The 13,462-nt window shown below is 61.7% G+C and carries 13 protein-coding genes and 2 pseudogenes; 8 read left to right on the top strand and 7 right to left on the bottom strand.

The window, feature by feature from the left end; genetic code table 11:
* The first annotated feature begins 4 nt into the window (after window positions 1-4).
* Entirely contained in the window at window positions 5-796 is a 792-nt protein-coding gene (locus M2A_RS05745) for a sulfite exporter TauE/SafE family protein (RefSeq protein ID WP_045444239.1), read from the top strand.
* A gap of 9 nt (window positions 797-805) precedes the next feature.
* Here M2A_RS05745 and M2A_RS05740 read toward each other — a convergent pair whose 3' ends face one another.
* Together M2A_RS05740 and M2A_RS05735 are read right to left on the bottom strand one after the other, a co-directional pair.
* Window positions 806-1,351, bottom strand: coding sequence for a fasciclin domain-containing protein (locus M2A_RS05740; RefSeq protein ID WP_052379239.1), 546 nt, complete (start codon window positions 1,349-1,351; stop codon window positions 806-808).
* A 322-nt stretch (window positions 1,352-1,673) separates the two neighbouring features.
* Entirely contained in the window at window positions 1,674-5,426 is a 3,753-nt protein-coding gene (locus tag M2A_RS05735; protein WP_045444235.1) for a vitamin B12-dependent ribonucleotide reductase, read from the bottom strand.
* 471 nt (window positions 5,427-5,897) lie between these two features.
* Here M2A_RS05735 and M2A_RS05730 point away from each other — a divergent pair, with 471 nt between their 5' ends.
* The 5 genes and pseudogenes from M2A_RS05730 to M2A_RS18335 form a co-directional block, all read left to right on the top strand.
* Window positions 5,898-6,419, top strand: coding sequence for a response regulator (locus tag M2A_RS05730; RefSeq protein ID WP_052379238.1), 522 nt, complete (start codon window positions 5,898-5,900; stop codon window positions 6,417-6,419).
* A gap of 164 nt (window positions 6,420-6,583) precedes the next feature.
* Complete coding sequence (locus M2A_RS05725) at window positions 6,584-6,967, top strand: NADH:ubiquinone oxidoreductase subunit NDUFA12 (protein WP_045444232.1); 384 nt, start codon at window positions 6,584-6,586, stop codon at window positions 6,965-6,967.
* A gap of 39 nt (window positions 6,968-7,006) precedes the next feature.
* Complete coding sequence (gene mlaD / locus M2A_RS05720; protein ID WP_045444230.1) at window positions 7,007-7,456, top strand: outer membrane lipid asymmetry maintenance protein MlaD; 450 nt, start codon at window positions 7,007-7,009, stop codon at window positions 7,454-7,456.
* Window positions 7,446-7,775, top strand: a pseudogene (locus tag M2A_RS18340) (DUF2155 domain-containing protein); the annotation flags it as partial. The gene mlaD and the pseudogene M2A_RS18340, both read left to right, overlap by 11 nt.
* Before the next feature lie 237 nt (window positions 7,776-8,012).
* Window positions 8,013-8,111, top strand: a pseudogene (locus M2A_RS18335) (DUF2155 domain-containing protein); the annotation flags it as partial.
* Here the strand turns inward: M2A_RS18335 and aat are convergent.
* From aat to aroQ, 4 genes are read right to left on the bottom strand one after another with little or no spacing between them, the layout of a single operon-like run.
* Window positions 8,075-8,725, bottom strand: coding sequence for a leucyl/phenylalanyl-tRNA--protein transferase (gene aat / locus M2A_RS05710; protein WP_045444227.1), 651 nt, complete (start codon window positions 8,723-8,725; stop codon window positions 8,075-8,077). The pseudogene M2A_RS18335 and the gene aat overlap by 37 nt on opposite strands.
* Before the next feature lie 40 nt (window positions 8,726-8,765).
* A complete protein-coding gene (gene accC / locus M2A_RS05705; RefSeq protein WP_121878782.1) occupies window positions 8,766-10,106 on the bottom strand; it encodes an acetyl-CoA carboxylase biotin carboxylase subunit in 1,341 nt (446 codons plus the stop codon).
* A gap of 14 nt (window positions 10,107-10,120) precedes the next feature.
* A complete protein-coding gene (gene accB, locus M2A_RS05700; RefSeq protein ID WP_045444222.1) occupies window positions 10,121-10,567 on the bottom strand; it encodes an acetyl-CoA carboxylase biotin carboxyl carrier protein in 447 nt (148 codons plus the stop codon).
* A gap of 59 nt (window positions 10,568-10,626) precedes the next feature.
* Window positions 10,627-11,112: a type II 3-dehydroquinate dehydratase gene (aroQ, locus tag M2A_RS05695; RefSeq protein WP_045444219.1), complete on the bottom strand. Its 486-nt coding sequence runs from the start codon at window positions 11,110-11,112 to the stop codon at window positions 10,627-10,629.
* Between the two features lie 391 nt (window positions 11,113-11,503).
* On the opposite strand from aroQ, the gene thiS reads away from it, so the two are divergent.
* Both thiS and M2A_RS05685 read left to right on the top strand, forming a co-directional pair.
* A complete protein-coding gene (thiS, locus tag M2A_RS05690) occupies window positions 11,504-11,704 on the top strand; it encodes a sulfur carrier protein ThiS (protein ID WP_045444216.1) in 201 nt (66 codons plus the stop codon).
* 47 nt (window positions 11,705-11,751) lie between these two features.
* Window positions 11,752-12,564 (top strand): bifunctional sulfur carrier protein/thiazole synthase protein, encoded by an 813-nt coding sequence (locus M2A_RS05685; protein ID WP_045444213.1) that lies wholly within the window; start codon window positions 11,752-11,754, stop codon window positions 12,562-12,564.
* A gap of 85 nt (window positions 12,565-12,649) precedes the next feature.
* Here M2A_RS05685 and M2A_RS05680 read toward each other — a convergent pair whose 3' ends face one another.
* A complete protein-coding gene (locus tag M2A_RS05680) occupies window positions 12,650-13,456 on the bottom strand; it encodes a DsbA family protein (RefSeq protein ID WP_197052849.1) in 807 nt (268 codons plus the stop codon).
* Window positions 13,457-13,462 lie beyond the last annotated feature (6 nt).

Here is a 13,462-nt window from a genome sequence, read left to right as displayed (position 1 = left end):
GGCCATGGACCCTCAAATTCTTCTCGCTCTTGCCTCCGGCGCCCTGGTCGGGCTGACGCTCGGCCTGGTGGGCGGCGGCGGCTCCATCCTTGCCGTGCCGCTCCTTGTTTATGTGGTGGGGGTAAGCTCGCCCCATGCCGCGATCGGCACCAGCGCGGTCGCGGTGGCGGCCAGCGCGCTTTTCTCGCTCGCCGGTCATGCGCGCGCGGCGAACGTCAAATGGCCTTGCGCGCTTACCTTCGCGCTCTCCGGCATAATCGGCGCGGCGCTCGGCGCGCGGGCGGGCCAGGCCGTGGACGGGCAAAAACTGCTCGCGCTTTTCGGCCTTCTCATGCTCGTTGTGGGCGCGATGATGCTGCGCCGGCGCGATGTCCTGGGTAACCCGGATGTCCGGCTCACCTTTGAAAGCGCCCCGCGCCTTGCCCCGAAGCTCGTCTTGGCCGGGCTCGGCGTCGGTGCGCTCTCCGGCTTTTTCGGCATCGGCGGCGGGTTTTTGATCGTGCCGGGGCTGATCGGCGCAACCGCCATGCCGATGCTGAATGCGGTGGGCTCGTCCCTCGTCTCCGTCGCCGCTTTCGGCGCCACGACGGCGACGTCCTACAGCCTTGCCGGGCTCGTGGACTGGCCGGTGGCCGGGCTCTTTGTGGCGGGCGGGGCGGCAGGCGGCATTTTGGGCGTTCTTCTCGCCCGCCGCCTTGCCGGAAAAAAGGCACTGCTCACCACGCTCTTTGCCCTGCTGGTCATCGCAACCGGGCTTTACGTGTTCTGGCAAGGGGCGGGAGCGCTCCTCGCCTGAGCCCATTTTTTACTGACCTTCCGGGGCTTCCAGTTTCGGCGGCGTCACTTCCTCGAATTGCGGAATGGGCATGGCATCGATCGGCACAATAAGCCCGTTCGAGGCTTCCTGAACCGGCCCGGCGACATTGCCGCCGAAGCGGCCGCCATAGCGCAGCGGGTCTTTCGTGCCGTCGATCATAACCTTGCCCCGCTGAAAGGTGGTCATGCTGGTGAGCTGCCCGGTCAGCGTTTCGGGCCGCACGCGCCCGGGCACGATCTGGTAGAGAAGGAGCGCGGAAACATTTTCCTTCGTGGAGGGGTTGAGCGGGGGCAGCATGTCTTCATAGCCGCCCGGAATGCTCTCGAAGGCCGCATTCACGGGCGCAAAGACGGTGCGCGGGCGCTCGTCCTGATAGCGCCACTCGAGGTCCGCCCCCTCGATGATCTGCACCAGGATGGAAAACTGAGGATCGGCTTTCAAGGTCTCGTAAATATCCGCCGCTTTCGCTTGGCCGGGCAGGGCGGCAAGGGCGAGAAAGGCAAAGGCGGTCAAAAAGGTCGTCAAGCGGGCCATGATAAAGAGGTCTCTCTTTCTTTTGCGGGTTGCGCTTCACTCAGCCTTACGCTTCATTTTGTCGGAATTGCGACGGGGAGGGGGAGCGGCGTTTCCGCCCCGCACTCCAAATCTCAAGCACACAGGTAAGCCGCAAAGCTGCTTGGACCCCGGCTCGCAGGCCGGGGTGACACTTTGCATTTGGGAGATGCGGTGCCTTCATATCTAGGCACACTTGTCACCCTGGGCCTGACCCGGGGTCCACATAACGGTCCAGCTTATTCATTGTTCCAATGGACCCTCGGGCTTAACCCAAAGGTGCCGCTGGAAGAATGGCCGGTTCTTAAGAGCAGCCGCTTGTCGAGCCGCAGGTGTCGCATTTCAGGCAGGTGCCGTTGCGCACCATGGTGAAGTTGCCGCACTCCCCGCAAGGCTCGCCCTCATAGCCTTTCAGGCGCGCCTGGGTAATGGCGGTCATGCCGGCGGAAAAAGACGCGCTGCGCCCGCCGCCCGATGCCATCATGGCAACTTCCACCGTGTCCATCGAGGTGCTCATGACCTCCGGCCCCTGCGCCTCTGCGGAAACGGCTTCCGCGGAGATCGCCTCGGCCGCCGCCTGCGCATCGCGCATGGCGGTGCTGGCCGTCGCCGAGGCTTCCGCGCTTACCGCGCCGCCGCCGCGCACCACATAGAAGTTCTGAAGCTGCGGGTTGCGGGTAAAGCCGGGGCTGGCAATGGCGGAGGCCGGCAGCTTGCCTTCTCCCACGCCGCCGCCCAGCGCATCGGGCGCAAGCTGGGAGGGATCGACATGGGCAAGGTCGTTGCGGCCGAGATAAGAGATCGCCAATTCCCGGAAAACATAATCGAGAATGGAGGTCGCATTCTTGATCGAGTCGTTGCCCTGCACGAGGCCGGCCGGTTCGAAGCGGGTGAAGGTGAAGGCCTCCACATATTCTTCCAGCGGCACGCCATATTGCAGGCCGAGGGAGATGGCGATGGCGAAATTATTCATCAGGCTGCGGAAGGCGGCGCCTTCCTTGTGCATGTCGATGAAGATTTCCCCGATCCGCCCATCGTCATATTCGCCGGTGCGCAGATAGACCTTGTGGCCGCCCACCACGGCTTTCTGAGTGTAGCCCTTGCGCCGGTGCGGCAGTTTTGAGCGCTCGCCGTTTTGATATTCGACCACCCGCTCTACCACTTTTTCCGTGATCTTTTCGGCAACCGCCGCCACGCGTTCGCTTTGCGGCTGGGCGTAAAGGGCTTCGGTCGGCGAGGTGGCCAGCGCCTCCTCGTCTTCCAGGTCTTCATCTTCCACAAGCTGCGCATTGAGCGGCTGGGACAGTTTCGAGCCGTCGCGGTAAAGCGCATTGGCTTTGAGGGCGAGTTTCCAGGAAAGCATATAGGCTTCCTTGCAATCCTCGACGCTTGCGGAATTCGGCATATTGATGGTCTTGGAAATCGCCCCGGAAATGAAGGGCTGGGCCGCCGCCATCATGTGGATATGGGAGCTGGCGGAAAGATAGCGCTTGCCGATGCGCCCGCACGGATTGGCGCAGTCGAAGACCGGCAGGTGCTCGTCTTTCAGGCCCGGCGCGCCTTCCACGGTCATCGCGCCGCAGACATAAAGATTGGCCGCCTCGATCTCCCCGCGGGTAAAGCCGAGGGCGCGGAGCATGTCGAAATCGAGATTATCGAGTTCGTCTTCGGAAAGGCCGAGCTCTCCGGTGCAGAACTCGCGGCCCAGCGTCCACTGGTTGAAGACGAAGCGGATATCGAAGGCGGTGGCAAGGTTCTCCTCGATCACCGCGAGCTTTTCATCCGTAAAGCCCTTGGCTTTCAGCGCCTTGTGGCTGATATGAGGGGCGCCTTTCAGCGTGCCGTGGCCGACCGCGTAATCGCCGATGGCTTTTACGGTGTCTGCGTCATAACCCAGCGTCTTCAGCGCGAGCGGCACCATGCGGTTGATGATCTTGAAATGGCCGCCGCCGGCCAGCTTCTTGTATTTCACCAGCGCGAAGTCGGGCTCGATGCCGGTCGTGTCGCAATCCATAATGAGGCCGATCGTGCCGGTGGGGGCGATCACGGTGGCCTGCGCATTGCGGTAGCCGTAGGCCTCGCCCATGGAAACGGCAAGATCCCAGGCAGCTTTCGCATGTTCGACGAGATCGGCCTGCGGGCAATGGGCATGATCGAGCGGCACGGGCGCCATGTTCAGCGCTTCGTATCCCTCTTTGTTGCCATAGGCCGCGTTGCGGTGGTTGCGCATGACGCGCAGCATATGCGGCTCATTGTCCTTGTAGCCGGGGAAAGCGCCAAGCTCGCGCGCCATCTGCGCGGAAGTGGCATAGGAAACACCCGTCATGATGGCGGAAATCGCGCCGCAAAGCGCGCGGCCTTCATCGCTGTCATAAGGCAGCCCGCTTGCCATGAGCAGCCCGCCGATATTGGCAAAGCCGAGGCCGAGCGTGCGGTAGCGGAAAGAGCGCTCGGCAATTTCCTTGGAGGGGAACTGCGCCATGAGCACGGAAATTTCGAGCGTCACCGTCCACAGCTTCACCGCATGCTCGAAGGCTTCCACATCGAAGCGGCCATTCTTCATGCGGAACTGCATGAGGTTGAGCGAGGCAAGGTTGCAGGCCGTGTTGTCGAGGAACATATATTCCGAGCACGGATTGGAACCCCGGATCTCCCCGCTTGCCGGGCAGGTGTGCCAATCGTTGATCGTGGTGTGGAATTGCAGGCCGGGATCGGCGGAGGACCAAGCAGCTTCCCCGATCTGGTCCCAAAGCTCGGCGGCATCCACGGTCTTCTGCACCGAGCCGTCGAGACGGCGGATAAGGTTCCACGCGCCGTCTTCTTCCACGGCGCGCAGGAAATCGTCCGTGACGCGCACGGTATTGTTCGAGTTCTGCCCGGAGACGGTCAGATAGGCTTCCGAATCCCAGTCCGTGTCATAGGTCTTGAACTCGATTTCCGTGAAGCCCTGTTTGGCGAACTGGATGACGCGCTGGATATAATTTTCCGGCACCTCGGCCTTACGCGCGGCAATCACCTCGCGTTTCAGCGCCGGGTTCTTTTTCACATCGAAACAGTCGTCGCCTTCGCCTTCGCAATTATGCGCGGCTTTCATGATGGCGGTGAGGTGGCGGGCATTGACCTTGGAACCGGTGACGAGAGCTGCCACTTTCTGCTCTTCCACGGCCTTCCAGGAAATGAACTCCTCAATATCCGGATGGTCGATATCGACGATCACCATCTTGGCCGCGCGGCGCGTGGTGCCGCCGGATTTGATGGCTCCGGCTGCGCGGTCACCGATCTTCAAAAAGCTCATGAGGCCGGAGGATTTACCCCCGCCCGAGAGCGCCTCGTTGGCGCCGCGCAGGGAGGAGAAATTCGTGCCCGTGCCCGAACCGTATTTGAAGAGCCGCGCCTCGCGCACCCACAGGTCCATGATGCCGTTTTCATTGACCAGATCGTCATTCACGCTCTGGATGAAACAGGCATGGGGCTGGGGATGCTCATAGGCGCTTTTCGAGGACAAAAGCTCGCCGGTGCGGAAGTCGACGTAATAATGCCCCTGGGCCGGGCCGTCGATACCGTAAGCCCAGTGCAGGCCGGTATTGAACCATTGCGGGGAATTGGGCGCCGCCATCTGCGTCGCCAGCATGTAGCGCATTTCATCGAAATAGGCGCGGGCATCCTCTTCGGTATCGAAATAGCCGCCCTGCCAGCCCCAATAGGTCCAGGTGCCGGCCAGCCGGTCGAAAACCTGCCGCGCGTCCGTCTCCGCGCCGTAGCGCTCGCCCTCGGGCAGGGCTTCCAGGGCGGCGGTGTCGGCCTCATGGCGCCAGAGCCAGCCCGGCACGGTTTCTTCCTTCACCGGGCGCAACTCGGCGGGCACGCCCGCCTTGCGGAAATATTTCTGCGCCAGAATGTCCACGGCCACCTGACTCCAGGCGGCAGGCACGCTGATCTCTTTTTGCGCGAAAACCACGGAGCCGTCCGGATTGCGGATCTCGCTGGACGTGTTCCGGAACTCGATGCCTTCGTAAGGCGACTTGGTTTCGTCGGTGAAGCAACGCTGGATACGCATATCTTCTGGCCCCGTTCGTTGTGTTGCGGGCCGCCGCGCCCGCCATTCCCCCAAGTTTCGATCCGGCCTTAACCTTTTGCCGGTGCCTGCCCGCCCCCTTCTAGGGCGCAAAAGAGCCCGTTACCCGACGCCCCGTTTTCCGCCCTTTTGAGGAAGGGCCGAGCGCGGGAGCAGTTTTCGGGTCCAAGAGGCATTTTGCCGTGAGCACCAGATGGTGTGGATCGTCCCCTGACCGACACAAACTGTCGTATCGGAAACGGGGGTCCGTCAAGCATGCTCGGGAATGCGAGCAATGGCGCGGCATCCGCGCCGGGCCTCTTTCGGGCCGGGAGGCGGGCCTTATGCGAATCGCAGGGGAGAGGGGGGCCGAGCGCCCAATTCGTTAAAATTCTCCCTTATGGGCTTAAGGAAATTTAAGCCGGCTGGTGCACCTTTCAGCTTCAGGCGGGGCGATTTCAAGGCCACAATTTCATGACCGGGGCGAGATGGCATAGCGCGTATGGACGGCGGCTTTCCGAGCTGTCGGTTTTGGTCGTGGACGATTCCAAACATATGCGCCTGTTGCTGGTCTCGTTTCTGCGCGCCTTCGGCTGCGCCAAAGTCTTTCAGGCGCGCAATGGCGCCGAGGCGCTGGATATGATCCGCCCCTCCATGCCCGATCTCGTGCTGCTCGACTGGGAAATGCAGCCGGTAAATGGCGAGAGCTTCCTGCGCGAGCTGCGCGATGTGGAAAACACGCCCCATTGTTTCATGCCCGTGGTCGTGCTGACCGGCCATGCCGAGCCCAAGCTCATCAAGGCCGCCTTTGCCGGCGGGGCAAGCCAGCTTCTGGTCAAGCCGGTCAAGCCGCAGCTGCTTCTGGAACGCCTGGAATGGGTGCTGCAGGACGACCGCCCGTTCGAGCGGGCGGGCAAGATTTACCGCCAGCCCCCCATCGCCAAGAAGCCCGCTGCCCCCAGCCCCGCAAAAGACGATTTTATCCTGATAGACTAGCTGTTTAGCCAGCCATGCCCGCCAGATACCGGGAGGGTATGCAGGCGGGCAACACGCGCCGTAAAGCGTCGGTGAGGCCCGGGGGAAGGGGCTGGACGCCCCGCCATGCGGGTGCCATATTCCCCCGCACGTTAAACACAGCATAATTGCGGAAAACGGTCCAAATGAGCCTTTTGACTGAGATCTTTACCTGGTGGAACGGCCAGACCATCGGCACGCGCCTGTTTACATGGCGCAAGGGCCGCCTGGTGGGCGAGGACGATCAGGGCAACCGCTATTTCGTCTCCAAGGACGGATCGGACCGGCGCTGGGTCATTTATAACGGCTTGGCCGAAGCCTCGCGCGTGCCGGCGGGCTGGCATGGCTGGCTGCATCACGTGGTGGATGTGCCGCCCAGCGAAGAGACCTATACGCCGCGCGCTTGGGAAAAGCCGCACAAGGCCAATCTAACGGGCACACCCGGCGCTTATAAGCCCGACGGGAGCCTGGCAAATAGCGGCGGGCGCCCGCGCGTGACGGGCGATTACGACGCCTGGCAGCCGGAATAAAGCGAGGGGGCTGCGCGGCAAGCGGCGGCAGGAGGGCAAATGCAGAACAATTTCGTGGAAACACTGGTGGGCGCCGCTGTGATTGCGGTGGCGACGGGGTTTTTGGCTTACGGCTATTCCATTGCCGATGTGGGCGGCACGGAAGGCTACCGGCTGACGGCCGAATTCGACCGGGTGGACGGTTTGACCACCGGCTCGGACATCCGGATGTCGGGCATCAAGGTGGGCACCGTGGTCAGCCAGGAACTCAACCCGCAAAATTATTATGCGCGCGTGACCTTCAGAATCCGCTCGGACATCAAACTTCCGACCGATTCCAGTGCCAAGATTACGAGTGAAGGCCTGCTCGGCGGCAATTATGTGTCCATTCTGCCGGGAGGCAGCGAGGATTATTTGGAAAACGGCGAGGAAATTCAGTTTACCCAAGGCTCGATCGATTTGATCGGGCTGGTCGGTCAGGCGATTTTCAGCGCCCAGGATGCGCCGTAAGCCGCTGCCAAGGCGGGGATGCGGCGGTGCCGCTCAAGTTCAAAGGGAGAGTTCGGTGATGAAAAAGGATTGTGTTTCGCACCGGGTCTTCTATCCGGCTCTCGTTTTTTCCGCCGCGCTGGCGTTTTCTTCTGCCGCGCAGGCCGAGACCACTTACGACATTGCCGTTTTTTCCGCCCTCGATAAAATCACGGCGGAAATTTCGAAGCTCGAAGCCCCGCTTGGCAAGAAAGTGACCTTCGGCACACTGGAAGTGCTGGTCCATAGCTGCAACAAGCGCCCGCCCGAGGAGCCGCCGCAGACCACGGCCTTTGTGGAAGTCTTCGAAAAGGGCCTCGTCGTGCCCGGCGATGATGCGGGGGCGAATGGCAGCGACGATAGGGCGCTGCAGCAAGCGCCGGACATCGGCTCCGTCATCTCTTCCATTTCCGATCTGGCCAAGAGTGATGTGGCGCCCAACGAATATGAAGGAGGCAATGAATTGCCTCCCCCGCCATCCGCAGGCGGTAAAGAAGGCGGACGGCCTGCCGGCGTGCGCGACCCCGAGCATCCCGACCGTATTTTCTCCGGCTGGATGTTTGCTTCGAGCCCCGGCCTCAATGCCGTCGAGCATCCGGTTTACGATGTCTGGCTGACCGATTGCAAAACGAGCTCGGGCGGCGCATCGAGCGGCAGCGAGTAAAAATCGCCCTGCTGCGTGACCGCCCGCTGCAGCAGTATCTTGTAATCCGCCCGCGGAATTTCCACCGCCCCGAATTGCGCCAGATGATCGGTGACGAACTGTGTGTCGAGCAGCAGGAAGCCGCCATGGCGCAGCCGCGCGACCAGATGGACGAGCGCCACCTTGCTTGCGTCCTTGACCTCGGAAAACATGCTCTCGCCGAAAAACGCCGCGCCGAGCCGCACGCCGTAAAGCCCGCCGACAAGTTTGCCGCCCTGCCAGCATTCGACGGAATGGGCGAAACCCTTCTCGTGAAGTTCGGTGTAAAGCGACAGAATCTGATCGTTGATCCAGGTCCCCTCGCGCCCCGGCCGGGAGGCGGCGCAAGCTTCCATCACCTGCCGGAAGGCGGTGTCCACACGGATGGTGAAAGGGTTCTGGCGGACCGTCTTGCGCAAGCGGCGGGGCAGGTGAAAGGCATCGAGAGGCAGAATGCCGCGCTCTTCCGGATCGATCCAGAAAAGCTCCTGCGATGTACTGTCTTCGGCCATGGGGAAGACCCCGTAGGCATAGGCGCGAAGCAGTACATCGGCAGTCAGTTCGGACATGATTTATCCGCGGCTGGCCAGTGCGCCGGGGCAAGGTGCCTCAGAGCTTGGCAAGAAAATCCTCGAGCCAGTGAATGTGATAGTCGCCGTTCATGAAGTCCGGCTCGTTGATGAGGTCCTTGAAAAGCGGAATGGTGGTGTCCACGCCGTCCACGACGAACTCGTTCAGCGCGCGGCGCAGGCGCATCAGGCATTCGTTGCGGTTGCGCCCATGCACGATCAGCTTGCCGATCAGGCTGTCGTAATAAGGGGGAATGCGGTAGCCGCCATAGGCCCCCGAATCGACGCGCACGCCAAGCCCCCCCGGTGTGTGGAAATCGCGGATCGTGCCGGGAGACGGCACGAAAGTGCGCGCATTCTCCGCGTTGATGCGGCATTCTATGGCATGGCCCGTAAAGGTAACATCCTCCTGGCGGAAGGACATTTCCAGACCCGCTGCAATGCGGATCTGCTCGCGCACCAGATCGATGCCCGTGATCATTTCCGTTACCGGGTGTTCGACCTGCAGGCGGGTGTTCATTTCGATGAAATAGAACTCGCCGTTCTCATAGAGAAATTCGACGGTGCCGACGCCCAGATAGCCGAGCCCTTCGATGGCTCTGGCAACGATGTCGCCGATCTTGGCGCGCGCTTCGGCGTTAAGAGCGGGCGAGGGCGCTTCTTCGAGCACCTTCTGGTGGCGGCGCTGCAAGGAGCAGTCACGCTCGCCCATATGCGCCACATTGCCGTGGCTGTCGGCGATCACCTGCACCTCGATATGGCGCGGCTGGCCGAGATATTTTTCCATGTAAAGCGCATCGTCGCCAAACGCGGCTTTCGCTTCCGTACGCGCATTGGAAAGAGCGTGGGGCAGTTCCTTGGCGTTGCGCGCCACTTTCATGCCGCGCCCGCCGCCGCCGGCTGCGGCCTTGACGAGAACGGGATAGCCGATTTCCTCGGCAATCGCTTTCGCTTCGATATCGTTCGTCACCGCGCCGTCGGAGCCCGGTACGACGGGAATGCCGAGCCGTTTCACCGTGGTCTTGGCGGCGATCTTGTCGCCCATCAGGCGGATATGGTCCGCCGACGGACCGATAAAGGTGATGCCGTGCTCGTCCAGAATATCGGCAAAGCGGGCATTCTCGGACAAAAAGCCATACCCCGGATGCACCGCATCCGCGCCTGTGATCTCGCAGGCCGAGATGATGGCGGGAATATTCAGATAGCTATCTGCCGCCGAAGGCGGGCCGATGCACACGCTTTCGTCGGCAAGGCGCACATGCATGGCGTTTTCGTCGGCGGTGGAATGGATCGCCACCGTGGAAATGCCCATCTCCTGGCAAGCCCGGTGGACACGGAGCGCGATTTCACCGCGATTGGCGATGAGAACCTTTTCAAACATCGGGGAGCCTCCCCTCACTCGATGACCAGGAGCGGTTCGCCGTATTCGACCGGCATGCCATCTTCCACGAGGATTTGGGTTACGGTACCTGCCCTGGGAGCGGGGATCTGGTTCATCGTCTTCATCGCTTCGATGATCAGCAAGGTGTCGCCTGCATTGACGCGGCTGCCGACCGAAACGAAAGCCGCGGCGCCGGGTTCAGGCGCCATGTAGGCCGTGCCGACCATGGGCGAGGGCACGGCGCCGGCAGGCGCGCCGCCTTCGCTTTTCGCCGGAGCGGCGGCTGCAGCCGGTGCAGGTGCCGCAGCCGGCGCATGGCCGACGGAAACCTGGGCATTGATCTGCCGCGCCACGCGGATTTTCACGTCTTCCGCTTCAACCTCGATCTCGGTCAGATCGGTTTCTTTCAGAAGATCGGCCAATTCGCGGATCAATTCCTGATCGATACTCTTTTTGGTCATGGCTCGTTTGAAACCCCGCCCTTTGTCCCTGAAACTTGTCTCGTTGGTGTCTTGTTGTCTTAGGCCTTTTTCAGTGCCTGTGCCAATGCTTCCAGCGCAAGCTCGTAGCCGAGCGGGCCAAGCCCGCAAATCACGCCGAGCGCCACGGAAGAAACATAGGAATGGTGCCTGAAGGCTTCCCGTTTATGAATGTTGGAGATGTGAACTTCAACAACCGGAATATCGATCGCCGCGATGGCATCGTGCAGGCCGATCGAGGTGTGGCTGTAGGAGGCAGGGTTGATCACGATCCCGGCGCCCTTCGTGCCTGCTTCCTGGATCCAGGTGATAAGTTCGCCTTCCGAATTCGTCTGCCGGAAATCGACCTTATGGCCGAGCGCCGCGGCCCGCTCCTTGACGCGCTTTTCCACACCCGCCAAGCCCTCGCGGCCGTAAATCTCCGGCTCCCGCTTGCCCAGCAGGTTGAGATTGGGGCCGTTCAGCACATAAATCGGGCCTTTGGCGGTGGCCGTCTTCTTCGGCGGTGTCTTTTTGGACGTGGCCATGGGTGCTCCCGGGCGTCGGATGGGCGGCATTTGACGGGCCGGTGCGCCGCGCCGCCTTTCGTAAGGCTTTTCTTGGCACGTTCGCCCCGCTCCGGCAAGCGCCGGGTCTATGAGCGCAAAGAGGCCAAAATATGACCGGAAAAGGCCGCTTTTGGCCCCGACTCAAGGGGTGGAAAATGTTATACGCAATGCGGAAGGCTGCGGAAAGCATTGCCTTGACGCGCCGCCTTCTTTAACCAATATCCGCCTTACGGCCCTCCAAGGCTTTGGGGGCGATCCAAGACCTTTTCCGGGCTCTTTTCCAGCGCGCGGGAGCGGGGGCCAAAAAGACCGGCCCCAGTGAACGCAAGGGGTGAACGCAGGGGAAAGCGGCCTGAAGACCGGAATTTGCATGCAGATTATCCTCAATGGCGAGCCACGCGATCTGAAGGGCGCGCTCAGCGTCGAAGGGCTTTTGAGCCAGCTCGGCCTTGAAGGGCGCAAAGTGGCGGTGGAGCGCAATCTCGAAATCGTGCCCCATTCGGCCTATCAGGACGTGATGCTGGAAGAGGGCGACCGAATCGAGATCGTGCATTTCGTCGGCGGCGGTTGAGCCAGACAGCACAGCCCGGATGTGAGTCGATGCCAAAGGAGCGAAATATGGCCGAAGCGGCACTCAGCGGCGCAAACAGCGCCGGACAAGCCGAAGACAGTTTTCAGGTGGCGGGCCGCCGCTTCACCTCACGGCTCATTGTCGGCACCGGCAAATATAAGGATTTCGATGAGACGGCGGCGGCCATCGAAGCATCGGGCGCGGAAATCGTTACCGTCGCGGTGCGCCGGGTCAATGTCTCCGATCCCAATCAGCCCATGCTGATGGATTATGTGGACCCGAAAAAAATCACCTACCTGCCGAACACCGCCGGCTGTTTTACCGGCCAGGACGCGGTGCGCACGCTGCGCCTGGCGCGCGAGGCGGGCGGCTGGAACCTGGTGAAGCTCGAAGTGCTGGGCGATCAAAAAACGCTTTATCCCGACATGGCCGAAACCTTGACCGCCGCCGAGATGCTGCTGAAAGACGGCTTTGATGTCATGGTCTATTGCTCGGATGATCCGATCATGGCCAAGAAGCTGGAAGACATGGGCTGCTGCGCGATCATGCCGCTTGCCGCGCCCATCGGCTCGGGCCTCGGCATTCAAAACCCCGTCAATATCCGCCTCATCATCGAACAGTCGAAGGTGCCGGTGCTGGTGGATGCAGGCGTCGGCACGGCCTCGGACGCCGCCATCGCCATGGAGCTTGGCTGCGACGGCGTTTTGATGAACACCGCCATCGCCGAAGCCAAGGACCCGATCCGCATGGCGCGCGCCATGAAATACGCCGTCCAGGCGGGCCGCGATGCTTATCTTGCCGGGCGGATGCCCCGGAAGAAATATGCCGACCCAAGCTCCCCGCTCGCCGGACTGATTTAAGGCCGCGCGGGCAAAGGCGGACTGGCAGACAAAGAAAAAGCCGGAGGTATGCCTCCGGCTTTTTGCTTGGGAATTTTCTTGAGCCTTAAGACGCGCTGGCGCGGGCTTCTTCGATGAGGCGCGTCATTTCTTCTTCGTCGATGGCACCAGGCGCGAAGGCGGTGCCGATGATGAAGGCGGGCGTGCCTTCAACGCCGATGAGGCGGGCCATATCGTAATTGGCCTCGATGGTTTCGCTCACCCGCGCGTCTTTCATGTCCTGCTTGAGCCGGGCGATATCGATGCCCACGTCTTCGGCCATGCGCAGAACGCGGTCTTCCGTCAGCTCGCCTTTGGATGTCAGCAGCGCCACATGCAGGTCCATATATTTGCCCTGCGGAATGGCGGCGATGGCGGCGCGCGAGGCAAAGACCGAGGTTTCGCCGAGGATCGGGAATTCCTTCAGCACCAGGCGCACATTGCCGTCTTCCTCAAGCACGTTCATGACGCGCTCGACGGAGCGTTTGCAATAGCCGCACTGATAATCGAAGAATTCGACGATCGTCACATCGCCGTCCGGGTTCCCGGCCACGAAGGAATTGGGGTCGCGTTGCAGCGCGCCGGCATTTTCCGCGATCAGGCGCTGTTGCTCCAGGTTGGCGGAGGCGGCCTGTTTTTCTTCCAGAATGGTCAGCGCTTCGAGCAGGATTTCCGGTTCGCGCAGAATGTAGTCGCGCACGATCTGTTCGATCTCCGCTTTATCTTTCGAAGCGGCGGGCGCGGGCGCTGGCTTGCTGCTGTCCGCCGCCATGGATTCGGCGATGAACAAGACGCCGCCCACGCAAAGCGCGCCGACAAAGGCTGCCAGATAAAGCGGCAGGCGTTTGGTGGAAGAAGCGGCGGAGTGTGTCATTACCCG

The sequence above is a fragment of the Tepidicaulis marinus genome (assembly GCF_000739695.1).
Taxonomy (GTDB): Bacteria; Pseudomonadota; Alphaproteobacteria; order Parvibaculales; family Parvibaculaceae; genus Tepidicaulis; species Tepidicaulis marinus.
The sequence above is the reverse complement of the archived record's forward strand: the minus strand, read 5'-3'. Positions and strand labels throughout refer to the sequence as shown.

Excerpts from the sequence above, each read along its gene's own strand:
- accB (WP_045444222.1), bottom strand. The coding sequence starts at position 10,567 with ATGACCAAAAAGAGTATCGATCAGGAATTGATCCGCGAATTGGCCGAT.
- M2A_RS05685 (WP_045444213.1), top strand. The coding sequence starts at position 11,752 with ATGGCCGAAGCGGCACTCAGCGGCGCAAACAGCGCCGGACAAGCCGAA.
- M2A_RS05740 (WP_052379239.1), bottom strand. The coding sequence starts at position 1,351 with ATGGCCCGCTTGACGACCTTTTTGACCGCCTTTGCCTTTCTCGCCCTT.
- M2A_RS05725 (WP_045444232.1), top strand. The coding sequence starts at position 6,584 with ATGAGCCTTTTGACTGAGATCTTTACCTGGTGGAACGGCCAGACCATC.
- mlaD (WP_045444230.1), top strand. The coding sequence starts at position 7,007 with ATGCAGAACAATTTCGTGGAAACACTGGTGGGCGCCGCTGTGATTGCG.
- M2A_RS05730 (WP_052379238.1), top strand. The coding sequence starts at position 5,898 with ATGACCGGGGCGAGATGGCATAGCGCGTATGGACGGCGGCTTTCCGAG.
- accC (WP_121878782.1), bottom strand. The coding sequence starts at position 10,106 with ATGTTTGAAAAGGTTCTCATCGCCAATCGCGGTGAAATCGCGCTCCGT.
- M2A_RS05745 (WP_045444239.1), top strand. The coding sequence starts at position 5 with ATGGACCCTCAAATTCTTCTCGCTCTTGCCTCCGGCGCCCTGGTCGGG.
- thiS (WP_045444216.1), top strand. The coding sequence starts at position 11,504 with ATGCAGATTATCCTCAATGGCGAGCCACGCGATCTGAAGGGCGCGCTC.
- aat (WP_045444227.1), bottom strand. The coding sequence starts at position 8,725 with ATGTCCGAACTGACTGCCGATGTACTGCTTCGCGCCTATGCCTACGGG.
- M2A_RS05680 (WP_197052849.1), bottom strand. The coding sequence starts at position 13,456 with ATGACACACTCCGCCGCTTCTTCCACCAAACGCCTGCCGCTTTATCTG.
- aroQ (WP_045444219.1), bottom strand. The coding sequence starts at position 11,112 with ATGGCCACGTCCAAAAAGACACCGCCGAAGAAGACGGCCACCGCCAAA.
- M2A_RS05735 (WP_045444235.1), bottom strand. The coding sequence starts at position 5,426 with ATGCGTATCCAGCGTTGCTTCACCGACGAAACCAAGTCGCCTTACGAA.